Source organism: Chishuiella sp., from assembly GCF_032109125.1.
Lineage (GTDB): Bacteria > Bacteroidota > Bacteroidia > Flavobacteriales > Weeksellaceae > Empedobacter.
The window spans coordinates 32550-48248 of record NZ_DAMCLZ010000003.1; the positions used below are offsets into that span (position 1 = coordinate 32550).

13 protein-coding genes are annotated in these 15699 nt (G+C 28.0%); 2 read left to right on the plus strand and 11 right to left on the minus strand.

Annotated elements, in window-relative coordinates:
• Window positions 1-218: 218 nt before the first annotated feature.
• The 8 genes from RT575_RS04765 to RT575_RS04800 all read right to left on the minus strand — a co-directional run bounded on the left by RT575_RS04765 (window position 219) and on the right by RT575_RS04800 (window position 8553).
• Window positions 219-2021, minus strand: a complete 1803-nt coding sequence (locus RT575_RS04765) for a BatD family protein (RefSeq protein ID WP_313579219.1) — start codon at window positions 2019-2021, stop codon at window positions 219-221.
• On the minus strand, window positions 2021-2866 hold the full coding sequence (locus RT575_RS04770) for a tetratricopeptide repeat protein (protein WP_313384662.1): 846 nt from the start codon (window positions 2864-2866) through the stop codon (window positions 2021-2023). The genes RT575_RS04765 and RT575_RS04770 overlap by 1 nt, the downstream gene beginning before the upstream one ends.
• A 17-nt stretch (window positions 2867-2883) precedes the next feature.
• Window positions 2884-3894 (minus strand): vWA domain-containing protein, encoded by a 1011-nt coding sequence (locus RT575_RS04775; RefSeq protein WP_313376680.1) that lies wholly within the window; start codon window positions 3892-3894, stop codon window positions 2884-2886.
• On the minus strand, window positions 3894-4910 hold the full coding sequence (locus RT575_RS04780) for a VWA domain-containing protein (protein WP_313384664.1): 1017 nt from the start codon (window positions 4908-4910) through the stop codon (window positions 3894-3896). The genes RT575_RS04775 and RT575_RS04780 overlap by 1 nt, the downstream gene beginning before the upstream one ends.
• Window positions 4911-4912: 2 nt before the next feature.
• Window positions 4913-5878, minus strand: a complete 966-nt coding sequence (locus RT575_RS04785) for a BatD family protein (RefSeq protein ID WP_313579222.1) — start codon at window positions 5876-5878, stop codon at window positions 4913-4915.
• Window positions 5878-6750, minus strand: a complete 873-nt coding sequence (locus RT575_RS04790; protein WP_313579224.1) for a DUF58 domain-containing protein — start codon at window positions 6748-6750, stop codon at window positions 5878-5880. Before RT575_RS04790 ends, RT575_RS04785 begins: the two co-directional genes overlap by 1 nt.
• Before the next feature lie 21 nt (window positions 6751-6771).
• Window positions 6772-7773, minus strand: a complete 1002-nt coding sequence (locus RT575_RS04795) for an AAA family ATPase (RefSeq protein WP_409515946.1) — start codon at window positions 7771-7773, stop codon at window positions 6772-6774.
• 261 nt (window positions 7774-8034) lie between these two features.
• Window positions 8035-8553 carry a VOC family protein gene (locus RT575_RS04800; protein WP_313579227.1) on the minus strand — a complete coding sequence of 173 codons (519 nt, stop codon included), beginning with the start codon at window positions 8551-8553 and terminating at the stop codon, window positions 8035-8037.
• Between the two features lie 294 nt (window positions 8554-8847).
• Between RT575_RS04800 and RT575_RS04805 the strand changes: the two genes are divergently transcribed.
• Window positions 8848-9603 carry an enoyl-CoA hydratase/isomerase family protein gene (locus RT575_RS04805; protein WP_313579229.1) on the plus strand — a complete coding sequence of 252 codons (756 nt, stop codon included), beginning with the start codon at window positions 8848-8850 and terminating at the stop codon, window positions 9601-9603.
• A 357-nt stretch (window positions 9604-9960) separates the two neighbouring features.
• Entirely contained in the window at window positions 9961-10335 is a 375-nt protein-coding gene (locus tag RT575_RS04810; protein ID WP_313579231.1) for a hypothetical protein, read from the plus strand.
• Window positions 10336-10707: 372 nt separating this feature from the next.
• Here the strand turns inward: RT575_RS04810 and RT575_RS04815 are convergent, their stop codons facing one another.
• From RT575_RS04815 to RT575_RS04825, 3 genes are all read right to left on the minus strand, one after another.
• Window positions 10708-12423 carry a hypothetical protein gene (locus tag RT575_RS04815; protein WP_313579233.1) on the minus strand — a complete coding sequence of 572 codons (1716 nt, stop codon included), beginning with the start codon at window positions 12421-12423 and terminating at the stop codon, window positions 10708-10710.
• An 11-nt stretch (window positions 12424-12434) separates the two neighbouring features.
• Window positions 12435-13586 (minus strand): ABC transporter ATP-binding protein, encoded by a 1152-nt coding sequence (locus tag RT575_RS04820; RefSeq protein ID WP_313579235.1) that lies wholly within the window; start codon window positions 13584-13586, stop codon window positions 12435-12437.
• A 121-nt stretch (window positions 13587-13707) separates the two neighbouring features.
• The gene (locus RT575_RS04825) at window positions 13708-15651 is read right to left on the minus strand and encodes an oleate hydratase (protein ID WP_313579237.1); all 1944 of its coding nucleotides are present in this window, start codon (window positions 15649-15651) and stop codon (window positions 13708-13710) included.
• Between the last annotated feature and the right edge of the window lie 48 nt (window positions 15652-15699).

Genomic DNA, 15699 nt, shown 5'->3' on the forward strand with positions numbered 1-15699 from the left:
ACATAAAAAACAATCTTACGTTTACTTACTCTTACGAATGTCACTCTGAGCTTGTTAAAGAGTAATTTATAATTGTTGAATCAAATTTCATATAATTATTTAGCAGTAAAAAGTAAACATTACCGAACTGTAAAAATTGATGGATGAATTGTAAAAAATAAAAAGGGACAAATCCTATATAAGAATTCATCCCTTTTCTATATTTAAAAAATTTAATATTACTTACTCATTAATTCTTCTACAATAAGAACAGTTTCTTGGTAAACATCTTCCAAATCTTGATTTAATCCACCAAACGCATATTTTGCTTTTTGTGCATTACTAAGCAACAATTTCCATTGTGATATAATTTCTGCATCAATAGCTGTATTGGTTAATTTATTTGTGATTAAATCTTCTGAAAAATGAGCCAAATCTGTATTTGTTTTTTTCATTGCTACATTAGATAAAATCTTTTCCTGCAACTTATAAAACTCTTTCGGGTCCTCTGTATTGATTTTTTGTTCCAATTCTTCTAAATCTTGAATAATTAAATCATCACTAATCTCAGATTTTTCTACAATTACAAATTTTTGTTTTTGAGGTTTAAATTTATCATTTGTAGAATGATCTAAAGTTTCATTAATTGGTTTTATAATTTCTTCTTCAACATCATTATTTATTTCACCCGATTTCTTTTTCTTTTTAAAGAAGAAGAAACCTAATGCTGCAATAGAAACAAGACTTCCTGTAAATAATAACCATTGTTTATTATCATTTACATTTTCTATAATATCAGAAAAAGGATTACCTGATGAACTATTGGCTATTTCTGTTGATTTACTATTTTCTGAATCTTCTGACTGATTTACTTTTAAATTAACCGAATCTGATTTTAAAGTTACATATTGTTCTTTTACAGGATCAAAATAACTAAACTCAACTGGAGAAATGGTATAAGAACCTTCACTATTAGGAACTAAAACAGTTTGCTCAGCAACTTTACCCTTCATACCTGTATCATATGTTTTATATGCATCACGTTTTTTAGGGGAAAATTTTTCGATTTCTTTAGGTGTTTTTACTTCAGGTAAATTAATTGAATTAAAATTTCCTGAACCTACAACTTCAACATCATAATTTACACTTTCATTGGTTGATAACTCCTTTTTATCAACAGTCGTATTTAATTTAAATTGACCAACTGCCCCATTAAAGTTTTTTGGTTTTCCTTCCTCAGGTAAAGCCTTGGCTGTAATAGTTACTGAATTACTACGTACTTCTACAGGTTCTATTCCATAGGTTGAAGGTAGAATAACATCGACAGAAAAAGGATCAATTTCTATTTTACCTGGTTTCTGAGGAAATACATAATAACGAGCAATTTCTTCCGAAAAGTATTGTTTCCCAGCGACAATCTCTTGTTTTATATTCTCTGGAGAACTTTTTACAATTTTTGGACTAAGACCATCTAAATTACCTTGTCTAAAATTTTGTTTACGATTAAGGTAAGATAAATCCTTAGCATATAATTTTACAGATAAACCAACTTGTTCGTTTACATAAGGATTTGTTTTAGAAACTTTACTTTCTAAAAATACAGGCTGCTGATTTACTCCACTCCTTCTAAAATTAGAATGAGCAATTCCTGCTTCTTTTACAGTAATACTTATCGGTTTAGAAGAATATGTTTTTCCATTGATAACAACTTTTGCTGCTCCAATTTGATATTTTCCTTCTTTTTCAGCTACAAAAGACAAAATAATTCCATCTTCTATAACTCCTTTTCCATTCACATAAGAAATATTTTGCGAACGTTGTTCTCCAACTACTTGCAAACCTTTGTGATCTGGATATTTCATTGGGCGATCTATAGAATAACTATCTGTATTAGATTCGATAAAAAAGCCCACACTAAATGCTTCTCCTAAACTGACTTGATTTCTATCCGCCTCAGATTTAAAAGAAATTTGTTGTGCTAACGTCGTTATTGATGTTAGTGCAAACAATAAAAAGCTATTTATAACTCTTGTTGTTGTCATTACCAATCCTTAGATGTTGTTGTTCGTTGTTTCTCTGCTTTTTGTTGAATAATTTTTCGCTGTGTTTTAGCTTCTTGATTTTGTAGAGCTTTTAACATGCCTTCACTTTCATTATTCTTTGCGTTATCTTGTTCTTTTCCATCTCCCTTACTTCCTTGTTTGATTTCTGGAGAAGGATTATTCCCTTGACCTTTATTATTTCCATTCTCTCCACCAGATTTAGGATTCGCCCCTTTATTTTGTTCTTTCTGCTGATTCGATTGTTGATCTTGAGATTGATTCTGATTTTGATTTTGCTGTTGTTGCTGATTTTTGTTTTGATTTTGCTGCTGTTGATTTTGATCTTGCTTATTTTGTTGATCTTGATCTTTTTTATTATCCTTTTTGTCTTTTTGCTTCTCTTTTTCTTTTTCCAGCATTTTCTTAGCTAAGGCATAATTATAACGAGTTGCATTATCATTAGGATCATTTTTCAGCGCATTTTTGTAATTATCAATTGCATTTTGATAATCTTTTTCTTGCATAAAAGCATTTCCTAAGTTATGATAAGCTAAATGTTTATCATTCTTAGTTTTTGACATTTCTGCCGATTTTTTATAGTGTACTATACTTTCTTTATATCTTCTTTGTTGAAATAATGCATTTCCTAAATTGTAATTTGCTTTTACAGAAGTAGGGTCTTCCATTGCTGCTTTTTTATAAGCGTTTTCAGCATTATCATATTTGCCTTTTTCGTAATAATTATTACCTTCAACAATGTATGTTTTTGCCTTTGATTGACTATAAGCAAAAACGGAAAAAAACATTATTCCTAAAAATCCTATTTGTTTAAAAATATACATCATTTTACTTGACAAACTTACTATTTCTTTTTGTTAAAAACTTTATACTCAGATGTTAATAATTCCACAAAAAGTAAACATACCGCTATCCCCAAAAAGATTTGATAAATATGGTTCATATCTCTCGTTGTAGAACTAGCTATTTCATTTTTAGCCAATTTCGCTTTATACATTGTTAATGCAGATAAAGCTTCTTGTGTATTTTCTAAATGAATATAAGTTCCGCTGGTATTTTGTGCTAATTCTCTTAGATTCTTATCTTCTAAATGACTAATAACTGTTGATCCAGTTTCATCTTTTTTATAATCTTCAGCATAACCATTTGTATAAACAGGAATTGGACCTCCTTTTTCTGTTCCTACACCAATTGTTACAATATTTATATTGTTATCCTTAGCTAATTTTACGGCTTGATTAGTTGTATTTTCATTATCTTCTCCATCAGAAATTAAAACAATTAATCGGCTAGAATTCGCTGATCCTTTAAATGCTTTAACTGCTTCTTGTATTGCATTTAAATAGTTTGTTCCTTGACTAGATATTAAATCTGTATTTACATTTTGTAAATAGCTTTCTATTGCTGCATAATCATTCGTTAATGGAGAAATAGTATATGCATTCGCTGCAAAAGCAACTAAAGAAGCTCTATCTCCTCCTAATTGACCAAGTGTTTCAGTAATTAATTTTGTTGCTTTTTCTAAACGAGATGGTGCAACATCTTGTGTATTCATACTAGAGGATAAATCCAACAAGAAGACCATATCTATTCCTTCTCTCTTTACTTTTACATCTCTATTTCCGAATAAAGGATCCATTAATGCTATAATAATCAAAAATAAGGCAACACAAAATGCTATTAATTTGAATCCATATTTTCTTGAAGAAGTAATAGGAAAAACAAACGGAAATAATTCTTTGTCAGCAAATGTTTTCTTGATTTTTTCTCGCCATTGATAAACCGTAATAGAAAGATAAATAACGATAAACAATAAAAATATTAACCAAATATTATGTAATTCTCCCCACTGCATTAGATTAATTCTTTAAAAATTGTTCTACGTAAAATTGCTTCTAAAACTAATAAAAGAAATGCTGGTAAAAGAAAACGAGCAAATAATTCTGTATAATTATAATATTTTATTTCGTTAATTTCAGATTTCTCTAACTTATCAATTTCTTTATAAATATCTTTTAAACTTTGGTTACTTGTTGCTCGGAAATATAAACCTCCTGTCTTATCTGCAATATCAGTTAATAACTTTTCATCTAGTTCAACAGGACGCATGTCAAAAACATAATCGCCTAACATATCATAACCAACTGGCATAGGAGCCATTCCATTAGACCCTATTCCTATCGTATATACTTTTATACCTTTTTGTGCTGCAATGTCAGCTGCTTGTCTTGGCGAAATGTAGAGTAGATCTCCCGAAGGATTAATACTTTCTACTCCATCAGTAATAAGAATAATTACTTTTGATTTTGCTTTACTATTTTTAAGATGATTTACAGCAGTTGCCAATCCTATTCCAATTGCAGTTCCGTCTTCTAATCCTCCAGAATGTAATAATTCAATTTCTTGAGTAAGAACATCTCTGTCGGTTGTTAAAGGAACTCTTGTTAAAGCTTCACCTGAATATTCGACTAAACCAATACGGTCAGTTTTTCTACCTAAAGCAAAATCTTTGGCAACATCTTTTAATGCTGTTAAACGATCTGGTTTTAAATCCTTTGCTAACATACTTAACGATGTATCAACAGATAAAAGAATATCTACTCCTTCGTCGGATTTTACTTTTGTTGTAACATCCACATATCTTGGGCGAGCAAGTGCAATAATACACAATGCTAATGCAAACATTCTTATCAAAAACAAAAGAGGTTTGTATGCAGAAAGTGAACTTCTTGCTCCTCCAAATGCTTTGATTGATGGTAATTTTAAGGATGCTTTCTTCTCGCTTGTCTTTTTTATTTCTCTAAAAATAAAGAATGGTAAAACAAGTAATAATACTAAAATCCAAGGATTTTGAAATTCAAAATTTAGCATTTTTAATTATTATCAAATTGTTTATAATTTTCTCCTGTAACTTGATCTTTTTTCAAGTCTTCGTTCTGAGGAATTTCTAATGGTTTTACACGATCCACAAATTCTTCCACCCATTTTCTATATGTTTCACTTTTTGAATCATCAATGGTTTGTTTAGCGAATTTCACTAAATCAGAATCAAATAAAAATCGTTTAAATTGTTGAATATCTTCAGGTAAAATATCTTCTTTTTCAGAAATAAATCTTACTAAATCATCAGATAAAAATTCTAAAGCAGAAAAATTATAAACGCGACCTAAATATCTTCTCAAAATAAAAGATAGTTGTGTGTAGTATTCTTTTTGTTCTCCTCTTTTCAAATATTTTTTAGCATCTAAAGATTTAAGACTAGCTTTAGCTTCTTCGTATGGTGTTTTGTAAGAATTTGAATTTGATAAAGATGATTTTGATCGGATATACAATACAACCAATATAATTGCAATGATAAATAAAATTAAAGCAATGATTCCGTATAACCAATATCTATTCCAATAATCGCCAATAGAGAGCTTCTCTCCCATTACATTTTTAATAGGAAAAATTGCATTCTTTGCTGTATCAACTTCAACATCTTTTACTTCAATTTCTAATGCTTTTGTTTTAAAATCTTTTCCATTTTTTTGAATAACAATTGATGGAATTGAGAATTTTCCAGCATCAAAACTTGTCAAATCTATATGTTGTACAATTTGTGATTTTCCTGTTTTTTCTACGGTATCCAACTTACTATCTAAAACAGAAATATGATAATTTAATGAATCAGAAATTGTAGGAAAAGTAATTTTATCTCCTTCCTTGTAATCTATTTTTGCTTCATATTTTATTGGCTCACCAATTTTTATCGTTGTTCGATCTAAAGTTGGTGTAATTTCTTGAGCCAATGAAAATTGAAAAAGAATGAAACTTACTAAAAGTAATAAATTCTTCATTAGGCTTTATGACTTTTAAAATAATTCAACAATGGTCGTATGTAATCTTCATCGGTACGAATACTTAGAGCACCTGATTGATTTTTTTTGAATATTGACTGATAACGTTGATTCAAATCTTTATAATATTGAGCGTATTGCATACGCAATTTTTTAGACGATGTATCAATTAATCGTATCTCTCCTGTTTCGTTGTCTTGTACGTGAACCAAACCTATATCAGGAAAACTTTGTTCTTTTTCATCATACACTCTAATCCCAGTTACATCATGCTTTTTAGACACAATTCGCAATGCTTTTTCATAATCTGATGAATCAATAAAATCAGACAAAATAAATACGTTTGCTTTTCTTCTTGCCAAATTCATAAAACTCTCTAAAGCAACAGCTAGGTTTGTCCCTTTGTTTTTAGGTTCAAAAGAAACTATTTCTCTTACCAAACGTAAAACATGCTGTTTTCCTTTTTTGGGTGGAATAAATTTTTCTACACGATCTGTATATAAAATTAATCCTATTTTATCGTTGTATGTCGTTGCCGAAAAAGCCAATGTAGCACTTAGTTCAGCAATTGTTTCCATTTTTATTTGTTTACGTGTTCCAAAATTTTCTGAATTAGAAACATCAATCAACAAAAACATTGTTAACTCTCGCTCTTCTTCAAAAACCTTAACGTAAGGTTCGCTGTATCTCGCTGTTTTATTCCAATCAATATTTCGTACATCATCACCATATTGATAAGGGCGTATTTCACTAAAAATCATACCTCTTCCTTTGAATGAACTATGATATTCACCCATGAAAAGGTTACTTGCTTTTCGCTTACTTTTTAATTCTATACGTTTTACACGTTTGATGATTTCTTTAGCATCCAAATTTTAGAATATTTTATTTTTTTAAGGTACTGGAACAACATTTAAAATGTTATCTATAATTTCTTCTGGAGTTATATTTTCAGCCTCAGCTTCATAACTAATTCCAATACGATGACGTAAAACATCTTTTGCCATAGCACGAACATCATCAGGAATTACATAAGCTCTTTTACGTAAAAATGCATATACTTTTGATGCTTGAGCTAGATTAATAGACCCACGAGGGGAAGATCCAAAAGAAATCATTGGAACTAATTTCTCTAAACCAACTTTATCAGGAAAACGTGTAGCAAAAATAATATCTAAGATATATTTTTCTATTTTTTCATCCATATAAACTTGTTTTACCATTTCACGAGCTTCTAACAAATCTTGAATAGAAATTACTTTTTCAATTTTTGGAAAAGTTTGATTAATAGAATTTCTTAAAATTAATCGTTCTGCTTCTAATTCAGGATATGTGATTACCGTTTTTATCATAAAACGGTCAACTTGTGCTTCTGGCAAAGGATATGTCCCTTCTTGTTCAACTGGATTTTGAGTAGCAAGTACCAAAAAAGGTTTTTGTAAAGGATATGTTTCATCACCAATTGTTACTTGACGCTCTTGCATTGCCTCTAACAACGCAGATTGAACTTTTGCAGGAGAACGGTTAATCTCATCTGCAAGAACAAAATTTGCGAAAATTGGTCCTTTTTTTATACGAAAATCATTCTCTTTTACATTATAAATTAATGTACCAACAACATCTGCAGGTAATAAATCTGGTGTAAACTGAATACGAGAAAAACTAGCATCAACAGCTTCTGATAATGTTTTTATAGCCAATGTTTTTGCTAAACCTGGAACACCTTCTAACAAAACATGTCCATTTCCAAGTAAGCCAATTAAAAGGCTTTCAACCATTTTCTCTTGTCCGATAATGGTTTTATTTATCTCTGTCGTTAATCTTGCTATGCTTTCGCTTTTAGCTTCTATTTGCTGATTTAAAAGTTGTATATCCAAAATTTCGTTGAAATTAATGTTTATAATATTGATTCAAATTTTTCCTAAAATTAAGAATTACAATCTATTTAGTGACTAAAACTTTCATACAATATTGTTAAACTTTGTTAAGGTAAATGCTATACTATGAGCGATTTTGATAAAAAATTAATGAATTTTAAATCGTAAAATCAATATTTTTTTTATCATTTATAATTTATTGCTCTAAAAGCAAAGATAATTTCTCTTATCACTTATTTTTATGATTTTTGACAGCTATTTATACCGTCAATTAAAAAATCAAACTTTCCATTTTTCTCGAGGAGAGAATTTTGTATAAGGTTGTTTTGTTGGATAAGAGATTAATTCTAAAGACGATCCCCAAGGTGTTTTACAATAACAAAAAACATTTCCTTCTCCCTCCTCTAATCCACTTAAAGCAACTGGATCCGAATTGCGTTTTGCACCAGCTTCTTCAACTTTTTGTAAAGCCTCATTCATATCATCAACATAAATTGCCAAATGTTGAAAACCAATATCTGCTGGAGTTATTGGTCCATTTTGATGTGGATTGTAAAATTGAAATAATTCTAAACCAGGTCCATTTGGTAAAGCTAACATTCGTATTGCTAATTCTGCAGTTTCATCTTCTATTCCAAGTCGTTTTCTTGTAAAATTTGAATCTCTTGGAGGTTGATCTTTTGTATATGTATCATACAAAACAACAGCATCCAAACCTTTTACAAAAAATTCTGTTGCTTTATCTATATCTGGTACTGTAATTCCTATGTGATCTATTCCATGTAAGTTATTTTTCATTTTTTTTATTTTGAAAAAAGATAACAGCAATTATGATGCAAAAAATGAATTTATGGTTTTGAAATGAAAAACTGAATATTTATGGATAATGTTTAATTTTAAGGATATTTAAACTTATTATTATAAATTTAAATTGATAGTATAATGTTATTTTTAGGTTATTGAAGAATTATATTTAGAGAGTGTCAACATGATGTAAATAGAATAAATAAATAATTAGCTTATATAAATTATACTTAATATACATTTATTTATAAATTCTTCTTTTTGAATTTTATAAAAACAAATTATAATATGGACGCTTACGTAAAATCAGAAATAGAAAACGGGATAGGAACTATAGAATTTTTTCATCCACAAAGTAATTCAATGCCAGGAAGTCAATTAAGAAATTTGGCAAAAGAAATAAAAAAACTAGGAAATGATGATAACGTAAAAGTTATCATCTTGAAAAGTGGTGGTGAAAGAGCGTTTTGTGCTGGCGCATCTTTTGATGAATTAATTTCTATAAAAGATCAAGAAACTGGATTAGAATTTTTCTCTGGTTTTGCACATGTTATCAATGCAATTCGTTTAGCTCCAAAATTTGTTATTGCACGAATACATGGGAAAGTTGTTGGAGGTGGAGTTGGAATTGCTGCTGCAGCTGATTATACGTTTGCAACAGAATTCGCAGCTGTTAAATTATCTGAACTAACAATTGGAATTGGTCCTTTTGTGGTTGGTCCTGCTGTAGAACGTAAAGTAGGTATTTCTGCATTTATGCAAATGACAATTAATGCAACAGAATTTTATACAGCACAATGGGCAAAAGAAAAAGGTTTGTTTGCTGAAGTTTCTACAACAACAGATGAAATGGATTTTTCAATTAATTCTTTGGCTAATAAATTATCAAATTATAATCCTGATGCAATGAAACATATGAAACATGTATCTTGGGAAGGAACAGAAAATTGGGATCAATTATTACTAGATCGTGCAAAAATATCTGGTGAATTGGTTTTATCAGAGTTTACTAAAAAAGCCATTAATCAGTTTAAAGCAAAATAAAATTATAAAGCGTAATAGATAGAAAATTACTCTCTATTATTACGTTTAATATCCTACTAATTGATAGTATTACAATCTATTTTTGACTTAAAACTTCGAAAAATTTTTTCTATAATAGTATCTTATTCTGTATGAATAAGAAAATATATAATTTTCAATACATTACCGAAAACCGTATTTATAAAAATAAAATTTCCTTATCTAATCTTAATTTTTTTAAGATATAATCTCATTTACCGACGATTAAATATTATTGACCTCTATTTTTTTCTAAGTGTTTTTATTTATTACAACTTTGGTACAAGAAATAAACAAATAGTTTATAGAAATCAAGTTAAACAATATAAAAAGACAAGTATGAAAAAATTAATGTTATTAGCAAGTTTATTGGTAGTCTTATCAGTTTCTGCACAAGAACGTACACAAGGAGAAAAACCTCAAAAGGAACATAGTAAAAAAAATCGCCCAACTGTTGACGATGAGTTAAAACGTTTTGAAGGTTATAATTTATCTTCTTCTCAAAAACAAAAAGTAAAATCTTTATTAGAAGATCGTGAAAAAAACTTTTCTAAAAATGAAGGTAAAAAAGATCAAAAATTGAAAAAGGATAAAGGTCCTAAAAATGATGATTTCGATTCTAAATTAGAACAAATTTTAGATAAAAAACAATTTTCTCAGTACAAACAAGATCGTGAGAAAAGACCGAAACATAATCATAAAGAACAGAAATAATTATAAAAAGCAATATTGTTAGAAATTCTTCGAAAGTTATTATAATCCCTTTTCTACTTAAAAATCGCAATAGCGATTGTAATGGAAATCCTTTGCTAGTTATTTTATAATTTTTTGTTCTAGCAAAGATTGAAATGGAAAGCGCGGTCCGAAGGGATTGCCCAAATGATGATTGATTAAGTAGAAAAATTAGTTTTTAGTATTTTTTAGTATAATGGTTGGTGTAAGAATATAGTTTTGAATGATAAATGTTGTAAAGCAATATTGCTTTTTTAAATTAAAATAAAATCCGAGTTTTTGTAAATCTATCTTAGATAGTTTTTCTTAAATTTATTATCTATAAAAGCGAGCTGGTCACTCGCTTTTATTTTTTTATTCTTCTGGCATTGCTTGCCATTTTTTATATAAGTTTATGATAAAATAAAAAGTTATAACATAAATTATTGGATTGATATAAAGAAATATATCTGCTAATTGATCTAATAATTGTAATTCCTTATTTTTTTCTCTGAACTGATATAAACTTTCTACTTGTTTATAATCATACAATATATCTTCCCTTATTTGTGTGTAAAAACTTAAAAGAAAAATTGCTATAAATATATTGGTTAACACAAACCAATTAAGATTAACTCCTGTTATGAGTTTATTTTTTCCATTTTTTAATCCAAAAAATGTGAGTATTAAGAAAACGATATAAAAGAAAAATAGAATAATATATGCTAAATAATTACTACTTAAAATATAATTGAATGCTAAACCTATTACACTTCCTAAAATAACTAATATTCCTGCTCCTATAATAGTTGTTAACCATACTTTGAATGAGCTAAATCTGAATGTAATTAGTAACATTGTAAATACTAATGCTGATAATATGTAGTATTGTATGTTGTTTAACCAAAAAGATTGGTATTTAGCTTGCCCTACATTACTATAAATAATATTTAGAGCACTTTGGTTAATGTAATCTGCTTTCTTTAAGTCATTATTAAAATCGTTTAATTGATAATCAATAAAATAATAAGGATATTTTGGAATATAATCTATCCATTTTGCTTTTTCTAGACGATAGCCTATTTCATTTTTATCTAATAATTCTTTATAACTATTTAATAATTTCTGAATATCGTTTCGATTATTTTTCTGTAATAAAGTGATTAGCTCTTTATCATAATATTCATGATTTTTAGTTGAGTCTTTAGGATTTTCAAAAGCTAAACTACTATAATTATATAAGCTTGCTAAATTTATATAAGTATATGCTACAGTGTCATTTCCTTTTTCAAAATCATTTTCATAAGGAATTGCTGCTTCTACTACGCTTGCTTCATTATAAGATGAAGGATAATCTGAATTATCAGATATTTCTTTTGTTAATCGAATATAATTTCTATTAAAATTTATGGGCTGATAGCTTTTTCGTTGAGGAAAATGTTCTGCTAATAAAGTTTCAAATTCATCATTACGAAAATAAGGTTCTAAAAATTGCTTTACTAATTTTGGATTTCGCTTTTTTAATTCTATTAAATTCTGGTTGAATAATTGTCTTGTTTGCTGTTCTGAAACTAATGTATCAAAAACAGGAATAGATAAATTTCTTGAATAATTATTGTACCCAAAACCTTGTTGTAACGTAAATGCTTGTCCTCTGTTTATAATGTCTATATCTTTCAGATATTGATCTTCGGACATATAATTAGCAACTCTTGTTTTTATTCCTAATTGATAGGAATTTGGTATATATAGAAATACAATAAATAGAGAAAAAACAGCTAAAAATTCTTTGAATAAATAATTTCTTGATGTTGGATAAAATGATTTGAAACGGTTGTTTTTGATATAAAAATAAATCCAGATTATAAGGAGAATAACACTTATAAAAATATAATAAACAAACGTTCCTTCATTTATAAAATTATTGAAAAGTTGAAATTCTTGTAATTGAGATTTTTTATTGAAAGAAAGAAATCCATTAATAAATGCAATACTATTTATAACAAGAGCTACAAGTAAAATCCAAATGTATTTGAGATTCCAAATAAGTGGATATTTTGTAATTAAATTTTGATTTAATTTTTTGAACATGGTAAAATAGATTAGTTAACAAAAAAACGACGACTAGAGTTTGAAATATCTCTTACATATTTTACGTGTAGATTTGATTTTCCTATTTTTAATAAAATTTGATTCATTGAAATTGATTCATTGAAATAAGCAATATAAGCACCGCCATTAAACTTAAGTTCTATTAATTCTAATGAAGATAACACTGTTAATAACTCCTCTTTATTGTTATTAACATCTATTTCTAGAATCGTTGATTTATCTTCTAAATTTTGTTTATCTCCCTGGATATTAAGCTTTCCATTTTCTAGAAACAATACTTCTGTAGATACTTTTTCTACTTCATACAATTGTTGAGAACTAAGAATAACACCAAAAGGATTTCGGATAGATTGAGATAAATATTTAAGATCTTCTAATATGACTTTCTGTGCAAGTATATCTAAATTAGCCAAAGGTTCATCTAATAATAAAACTTTTGGTCTACGTAATAATGTTCTCGCTAATTCGAATCTCATTTTATAACCAGACGATAGTTCTTTCCATTGTAAATCCTTGTAAGGCCACAATCCTAAACGAGCTAACATTACCTTTGACAATAATTTATTTTCTTGATTATTGATTCCGTAACAAGCTAATGTAAACTGTAAATTATCCATCAAAGAACCATACAATAATTCTATTCGTTGAGGAACATAAACTAACTCTGTTTTTAGTTCGTAACTAAAAGGTTTTGCTTTTGTAAAATGATAATTAATAATACCTGAAGTTTGTTTTAATTCTCCACAAATTAGTCGTAACAGAGTCGTTTTTCCATTTCCATTTTCACCAACTAATCCTACAACTTCTCTCGATTTTAAATCAAAAGTAATGGGATGTAATTTGAATTTTCTTTTTGTATAAACTTTTTCTAATTGATGAATAGATATTAATGTTTCATCTTCTTTGTTTGTAGGAAAAGACGCTTTTTTTAATTCATTCAGTATATCTAAAGCTTTTTCTTTTTTTTGCTCTTTATCAGTAGATTCTTGGTAATAAAAATTGGAATAATTTATAATTTTTTCATAGAATTGTAAATCTCCCAAATCTAATATACTATCAATTAATCTTCGATAGCCTAAATCTAAATCATTCTGTTTAAAATGATTTTCTATATCATTTAATCGTTGGTTAAACTCATTCATAGTTCTTAGAATCATTCAAAATTGAATTCTAATATAATCTATTTAGAATTATAAACAAATAAACCTCACATTTAAAAAATTATAAATGTGAGGCTTACAACTATTAATCAAAAATTAATAACTAGAATTTTTCTTTTATATCTCCTATCCAATCTTTAAATTTTCCGAAATGTTCTTGTAAGAATGATTCTTTTTCATCTCCATCTGCTGTTTTCTGAAGAACATGTTCATAGTATGTATTTTTTAATACTTTTTTCAATAAACCTTCTCCCACAAATGGTTGATCATCATTTAAAGTTGATGCAGCTTTTATTAATTGGCGAATATCATACTGTAATGGATTGATATCCGGAACTTGTTTCGTTAAATTTAATAACTGATATACAGCTATTCTTGCAGTTCTTATAGAACTTTCCATCGTAAAAACAACATCATTATTTGTTTCTACAAATTGTCCAACTAATCCTAAATTTTTACATCCTTCTGGTACAACTCTAGGTCGATCTCCTTTTGCTCTTGGCATAAACATAGATGTTATATAAGGCATAAAAGATGTACGTACAATTGTATTATCAATTACATTATCTATTTTATCTTCTATTCCTAAATGATAACATAATTCACTTAAAATCTCATTTCCTGTACATTCTGGCATTTTCTTTTTAATATAATTACCTTCTTTATCCATATAAAGTGCATATACCCAAATAACTAATATATCATCTGGCTGTGTAGGAAAATGTGGCTGACGATTACAAGTAAAACTCATTAACCAATTAGAATCAGTAATAGTAATAATTCCTCCTGTAGCTGTTTTACCAGAATATGGATCGTTAACTGTATATTCTTTTAATTTTTCTGTAAATGCTGATGGTTTACATGTTAGAGTTGCAGATTCCCAAGAAGATTTTTCTATGTTAGAACAAAATTTTTCTGGATGACCAAAAATTGGAGATTTAGCAGCTAAATTTTTCCATAATTTCCATCCAGGACTCATTCCACTTGTTGAATTATCTATTTCTAGAAGTGGTGCTTTTGTATTATCTCCATAAGCAGTATCCTCTGTCATAGAACCTGTTGTTATAATTACAAAATCATCTTGAGATACTGGAATTATTTTTTCCTCACCATGTTGCTCTGTAATTAATCCTTTTACAACTTTTCCTTCTGTATCTATATGTAAATCTAAATCTTTTACAAGTGTATCAAATTGTAATTGTACACCCTTTTTCTGTAAAAATTCTCGAAGTGGTTTTATAAATGTATCGTATTGATTATATTTTGGGAAAACTAAACAAGAGAAATCTCTCATTCCATCAATAGCATGTAAGAATTTGTGCATATACAATTTACATTCTAGTAAACTATGCCAGTTTTCGAAAGCAAACATTGTGCGCCAAAACGTCCAGAAATTACTTTCTAAAAATGTTTGACTAAAGTATTGTTCAATTGTAATATCATCTAAATCTTCTTTCTTTTTTAATAGCAATTTTACTAAAGACAATTGGTCTTTCTTATTTAGTCCAAACTTACTAAAATCTTTAACTTGTCCTCTATTATTAATTAATCGTGATTTTGAATAATTAGGATCATTATCATTTAACAAACGATATTCGTCTAAAATACTATATGGTTCTGGTAATTCAACAGCTGGAATATCTTGGAATAAATCCCAAAGATTTTCATAAGAAAAATCCATTTCTCGTCCTCCTCGAATAATATAACCATCATTAACATTACCTGCTCCATCCATAGAACCACCTTCAAGATGTAATTGCTCTATAAACGTAATATTTTCTCCAGGAATTCGACCATCGCGAATAAAATAATAAGCCGTTGCTAAACCTGCTATTCCACTTCCTACAATATATATTTTACTTTTATCAAATGATTTTAATGGAACTGCTTTATTACGTTGATAAGTTCCTATTTGATCCGCGAAAGGAAAAGATTTTTCCTTTGTATTACGAACTACTTCTTTACTTGCATCAGGATCATGAACTACTTTTCCGTTTATGGTTGATGCTTTTAAAATTTTGTCAAATTTTGAAGTTAATTTATCCATTTAGTTTGTTTTAAAAGATTTTACTAAAGTTAATTATTTTATGATAAT

Bases quoted from the DNA above. Each gene is read 5' to 3' on its own strand.
- RT575_RS04805 (WP_313579229.1), top strand. From the start codon at position 8,848: ATGGACGCTTACGTAAAATCAGAAATAGAAAACGGGATAGGAACTATA.
- RT575_RS04810 (WP_313579231.1), top strand. From the start codon at position 9,961: ATGAAAAAATTAATGTTATTAGCAAGTTTATTGGTAGTCTTATCAGTT.
- RT575_RS04815 (WP_313579233.1), bottom strand. From the start codon at position 12,423: ATGTTCAAAAAATTAAATCAAAATTTAATTACAAAATATCCACTTATT.
- RT575_RS04825 (WP_313579237.1), bottom strand. From the start codon at position 15,651: ATGGATAAATTAACTTCAAAATTTGACAAAATTTTAAAAGCATCAACC.
- RT575_RS04800 (WP_313579227.1), bottom strand. From the start codon at position 8,553: ATGAAAAATAACTTACATGGAATAGATCACATAGGAATTACAGTACCA.
- RT575_RS04765 (WP_313579219.1), bottom strand. From the start codon at position 2,021: ATGACAACAACAAGAGTTATAAATAGCTTTTTATTGTTTGCACTAACA.
- RT575_RS04785 (WP_313579222.1), bottom strand. From the start codon at position 5,878: ATGAAGAATTTATTACTTTTAGTAAGTTTCATTCTTTTTCAATTTTCA.
- RT575_RS04820 (WP_313579235.1), bottom strand. From the start codon at position 13,586: ATGAATGAGTTTAACCAACGATTAAATGATATAGAAAATCATTTTAAA.
- RT575_RS04770 (WP_313384662.1), bottom strand. From the start codon at position 2,866: ATGATGTATATTTTTAAACAAATAGGATTTTTAGGAATAATGTTTTTT.
- RT575_RS04775 (WP_313376680.1), bottom strand. From the start codon at position 3,894: ATGCAGTGGGGAGAATTACATAATATTTGGTTAATATTTTTATTGTTT.
- RT575_RS04780 (WP_313384664.1), bottom strand. From the start codon at position 4,910: ATGCTAAATTTTGAATTTCAAAATCCTTGGATTTTAGTATTATTACTT.